The organism is Roseibium sp. (assembly GCF_025698965.1).
GTDB lineage: Bacteria > Pseudomonadota > Alphaproteobacteria > Rhizobiales > Stappiaceae > Roseibium.
Genome location: NZ_JAILWL010000481.1, coordinates 1 through 4868 on the forward strand (window position 1 = coordinate 1; position 4868 = coordinate 4868).

The following is a 4868-nucleotide window of genomic DNA, read 5'->3' on the forward strand; positions in this document are numbered from 1 at the left end:
TGTTTGCGATCAATGTCAAAGAAGTTTCCGGAAATGTTCACGGACCGCTTGATGCTCTTGCCGTTGGAAACGCCCAAATCGTGACGGACGCGGTGCTGCTGGATTTCGATGAAATTGGTCCGATCTCTGTCGGTAAAGTGGTCAAATCCGCCGACAACAAGATAGGGCTCAGGGACATGACCGTTCAAGATGGCCCAACGGACAAGCCCTATCTGACCATGACGGGTGGAATTGATGATCTAATGGCATTGGCAGGTGTTCACCTTTCCGGTCCTTATCGCTTTCCGTCGGCACTGTTGCTTGATCGGGAAGCCGGCTCCATTCCCGAACTCGGGTTTATCGAAGGGAACGTTACTCTCAGTGATGCATCTGGAAGCCTTGGGCTTGAAACCCTGCGCGGAAATGCGGTCGACACGGACATTCTTGATCTCACCTTTGCACTGACTATTCCGGAATTTAGGGTGCTGGACGAACTTGAGTTTTCAACCGTACTCCGCATGCCGGAGCCTTCAAGGTTCCTGAATGCTCTCGGTGCCACATCAAACCACTCGTTGCCTGAAATGGGTTTTTCCGGTTCGATCGGGTTCTCCTCAGACGGGGCAAATCTGAACGGTAAACTGACCTCCGGAACAACGAGTATTGATGCCGGTCTCGATTTGGTTCCCGAGGCGGGCAGCGACGTTCTGCTGCTCGGCGGAGCAATATCCTCTGCGCAAATGGACCTGAGCGATCTGGCCGGACTGGTGGAATTCGCCAAGCTCGGAACGATCGGGTCCGATGACGACATCGAACTTTCAGAGGAGTTTAAATCGACCCTGAAAGTCGATGTCGGTCTTGATGTGAAGAAATTTGTCTCAGGCAATAAATCCGCAGGAAATTTGTCGGGCACAATCAAGTATGGCGAAGACAAACTACAGCTAGCCGCGCTGAAGTTCGATTTTATCGGCGGCACCATCAAGGGGGATTTCGGGGTTGATTATGCCTCACAGGCACAAACCGCTACTGCCCATGGCCGCATGGAAAAGTTTCCGCTCAAAAGCCTGATGAACGAGCTTGGGCTGCAGGCACCGATTTCCAGTACTGTCTATGCAAGTTTCGATGTGACCGGCAGCGCTGCCTCCGAGGCCGGTTTTTTGAAGTCACTTTCAGGCAGCGTGACGGCCTCCTTATGGGGTGGTGTGCTTCCCAACAGAATGCTGGATCTGACCGGCATGAATGCCTTCACCTGGCTGGTGACCGGAAATCAGGAACAGGGCACCAAACTCGTTTGTGCCGTGCTGCCGTTGCATTTCAAGGCAGGCAACGCGACGACCAAGTCCATGATCGTCGAGACGGAAAACGTTCAGATTGTGGGTGCAGGCAGCATCAACTTCAAAAGCGGAGCACTGAACCTTTCCTTCATGCCGCGCGCCAAGCGCAAGCAGCTTGTTGAGATCGTCTCGCCGTTCGAATTGAGGGGGACACTCACCAAGCCGGACCTGATCGTGCAAGATGCGGGGCCGGGGAGGGCCGTGGGCGAAATAGCCTCCCTGCCAATTAATCTGATTGGGCATATTTTCCGGGGATCCGGAGCGGTTGACGAAAAGGCGCGCCCTTGTGTTTTGCCGAAAAACTCAGGTCCGAAATAGTAGTATTCACGGCGTTCTCACCGGAGATCTTACGGCCTCAGGCCAGCCTCAATTGAAACAGTCTTCGCCCTGATATGCGCTGCGGGTGACGATTGAATGGACCATCATCGCGAGCGTCGTCAGATCCGCGACCGGCAGACCCAATGTGGATTGAAGCTGGTATGCGTAGGGAGGCAGGTCCGTGCATTCCAGAACGATCGATCTGACATCCGGATGATCCTGCAAAAGCTTTTTGCCGACAGTCATCAGTTCCGCGCCGAGCCTGGAACGGTCAATTTGATCACGCTTGCTGTTGAGGATCACGTCCGAAAATTCCGGCTGATCCTCCATGCCTGCCAGAACAACTGGCGTCGAACCAGCTCCGACCGCGTCCAGATGTGCCTGCGTCATGGCCTCTTTTCGCGCCGTGATGACCCCGACCTTTCCGCTAAGACCTGACATCTGATGCATCAACGGGATCTGGATCAGACTGGAGGCAAACACCGGAATGGAAACTTGCGCGGTCAATTCCCGTTGGTACAGCGCCATGAAGCCGCAGCTGCCGGTGATTGCCGAACATCCCGCACGTTCCAGATCGCGGGAGGCTTCCAGAAAAGGTTCGAAGAACTTGAGGCTTGGCCGCTCCAGAAGGTCCGCGATCGAGGTGCCTTTGACAACGGCCTTGCGAACGGGGAAGGGCAGGCTCTGTTCGTTGCGGATGTGACCTGCCGGTTTGGCGAAATGCGTGTCCAGACAGAGCAATCCTATCGGGCGCGGTTGTGTTGGCATCTTAAGAATACTCCTGCCTGACAGGTCGTCCTTTCGAAAAACGATCTGTTCTATATGGTGTGCAATCGAGATTGGGATTTCGGTTTGTCAGGAAATCGGCCAGAAGTTCACCCGTTTTCGGTGCCATCATCAGCCCGTAGTGAGAATGGCCGAAACCGGCATAAAGCCCGCTATGCCCGGTGAATTCTCCGATCATCGGCAAACTGTCGGGGAAGGATGGACGCCTGCCCATCCAAAAACTTGACCTGGTATCATTGAGGTCCGGGAAAGCCGCTTTTGCCTGAGCCGTGATCCGGCTTTGCTTGCGTTCGTCCCGCGGCGCATCAACGTCGGCAAACTCGGCATACCCCGCAACCCGCAGACCTTCCGACATACTGCTGGCAACGAATTTGGCATCCATGTCCATCACCGAATGGTTGAGAGTGATGCCGGGGTCCGGAAACTCGACGTGATACCCTCGCTCGGCCGCCAGTGGCACGGATATGCCAAGTGATTTCAGCAATTCGGCAGACCAGGCACCCATGGCAACAACAACGCTCTTTGCGCTGTAGTGGTTCGCGTCGCCCTCAATCCGCCAAAGATCGTTTTGCCGCTTCAGGGAATTGACCTGATCGCGAACAATTTCAACGCCGAGCCTGGCTGCTTTTTCGGCAAGCACTGCCGCCACGCGTCCAGGTGCAACCGCGCGGGCCTGATCATGAATAATCACTGCAGCTTTGAACTCGGACGACACGGCAGGTTCGATGCGGCGGAGGTCATCTTCACCGACAAGCTCCAGCGTACCGCCCTTTTCCCGGCGGATGCGATAATCGATCGCCTCCAGCACATCCCTGTTGTTGTTGCGAAAAGCATGCACGTAAACGCTGTCGCGTATCAGGTTCTCCGCACCTGTCCCGGAAAGGTGTCGCCGATAGAGGTCAACAGAAGGCGCACAAAGCGGTTCCATAGCATTGGAGATTTCTTCGACGCGCTGCGCGGCTCCGTTCTTCAAGAACGTTAGTCCCCAGGGCACCATCTTCGCCCAGTAGCTGCCCTGCACGCTCAAGGGGCGGTATTTCCCCAAAAGGAGGTTGGGAAGCTTCTTCCAGGTCCCGGGCAGCGATTGTGGGATAAACGACCAGGGCGAGATAACACCCGCATTGCCGAATGTTGTTTCCTGCCCGGGCTCAGCCCTGTCGATCAGGCGAACCGGGACGCCGCGTTCGGCGAGCGAGAGTGCGGTGCAGATGCCGACGGCTCCCGCACCAAGAATAGTGACTTTGTCTTCCATGGGTTCAGGCCGAATACGCTTGTTCGCGGCGGGTGACGATCTGGCTTAAAAGCGCAGGGCTGGCAATGAGCAGTGCTACAAGATCCGCCTGCAGCGAAGGCGCGATCAGTACAAGTCCGGCCAGAGCCATCAAAACGCGATAGAACCAAGCCATGGGCACCAGCCAATAGCCGACGACCGCAGTCGACAGGGCAATCACGCCTGCAATGCAGCTCACCGCCGTGTAGCTGAATTCAAGCAAGTTGAAACCGGTCGACGAGACGATCAGGAGCACTGGGGCGTAGACGAAGGCCATAGGAGCCAGAACCTTGCCAAGACCCAGCGTGAAGGCAGAGACCCCGGTTCGGAATGGGTTGGAATTGGCGATCGCTGCCGCTGCATAGGCGGACGTGCACACGGGCGGTGTGATCTCGGCCACGACGCCGTAATAGAGCACGAACATATGGCTTGCGATCGGAGGAATGCCGAGCTGAGCCAGTGCCGGCTGCGCAACCGAAACAAGCATGATGTAAAGCGCGGTGGTCGGAACACCCGCCCCCATGAGGATGCAGGCAACGGCGATGAAGACCAGGCTGATGAACAGGGTCAGGTCTTCAACCGAAAACAGTTGCCAGTCACCAAAGGCAAACAGGCCATGCAGGTCGGACCCGAGGGCACTGGCGCCCTGGGTCACCATGAAGCCGATGCGGAATCCGATGCCGGTCGTATTGATCACGCCGACAACGATGCCGACGGCGGCCGCTGCCGCTCCCACTGCAAGTGCGTATTTCACTCCCATTTCGAGTGTGTCGCCCATTTCCTGCATGCGAATACGCGGCTGCGGGTTGAATGTGGCAACGATGCTTCCTGCAATCAGGACGAAGGAGATTGTCAGCTCGAAACCACCTCCGAGATATTTCCAAACGACAAAGGCAATAAAGAGTGCGGCATAGACCAGCGTCACCGGCTCTTTCATGCGCGACATGCCGGCGATGACTGCAAGCGAAATCCCGCAGAAGGCGGACATGAACGGCGTGTATCCGGAAAAGAGAACCGTCAGCAAGCCGATCAGGGGGACGACGTTTGCCCAGCCCTCGCTCCACACGGCTTTGAGGTGTGGCAGCTGTTCGCGGGTCAGGCCTTTCAAGTGCAGCTTGCGCGCCATCAGGTGCACAACGGTGAAGACGCCGACATAGTGCAACATGGCGGGAAAGATCGCAGCT

General features: G+C 56.5%; 4 protein-coding genes. 1 reads left to right on the forward strand and 3 read right to left on the reverse strand.

The window, feature by feature from the left end; translation table 11 throughout:
* On the forward strand, window positions 1-1628 hold a 1628-nt coding region (locus K5905_RS27520; protein ID WP_297590294.1), incomplete at its 5' end, for an AsmA-like C-terminal region-containing protein.
* A 48-nt stretch (window positions 1629-1676) separates the two neighbouring features.
* On the opposite strand, the gene K5905_RS27525 is transcribed toward K5905_RS27520, so the two are convergent.
* From K5905_RS27525 to K5905_RS27535, 3 genes are all read right to left on the reverse strand, one after another.
* Complete coding sequence (locus K5905_RS27525) at window positions 1677-2396, reverse strand: aspartate/glutamate racemase family protein (protein WP_297590296.1); 720 nt, start codon at window positions 2394-2396, stop codon at window positions 1677-1679.
* Window position 2397: 1 nt separating this feature from the next.
* Window positions 2398-3666 (reverse strand): FAD-binding oxidoreductase, encoded by a 1269-nt coding sequence (locus tag K5905_RS27530; RefSeq protein ID WP_297590299.1) that lies wholly within the window; start codon window positions 3664-3666, stop codon window positions 2398-2400.
* Between the two features lie 4 nt (window positions 3667-3670).
* On the reverse strand, window positions 3671-4868 hold a 1198-nt coding region (locus tag K5905_RS27535; protein ID WP_297590302.1), incomplete at its 5' end, for a TRAP transporter large permease subunit.

Excerpts from the sequence above, each read along its gene's own strand:
- K5905_RS27530 (WP_297590299.1), bottom strand. The coding sequence starts at position 3,666 with ATGGAAGACAAAGTCACTATTCTTGGTGCGGGAGCCGTCGGCATCTGC.
- K5905_RS27525 (WP_297590296.1), bottom strand. The coding sequence starts at position 2,396 with ATGCCAACACAACCGCGCCCGATAGGATTGCTCTGTCTGGACACGCAT.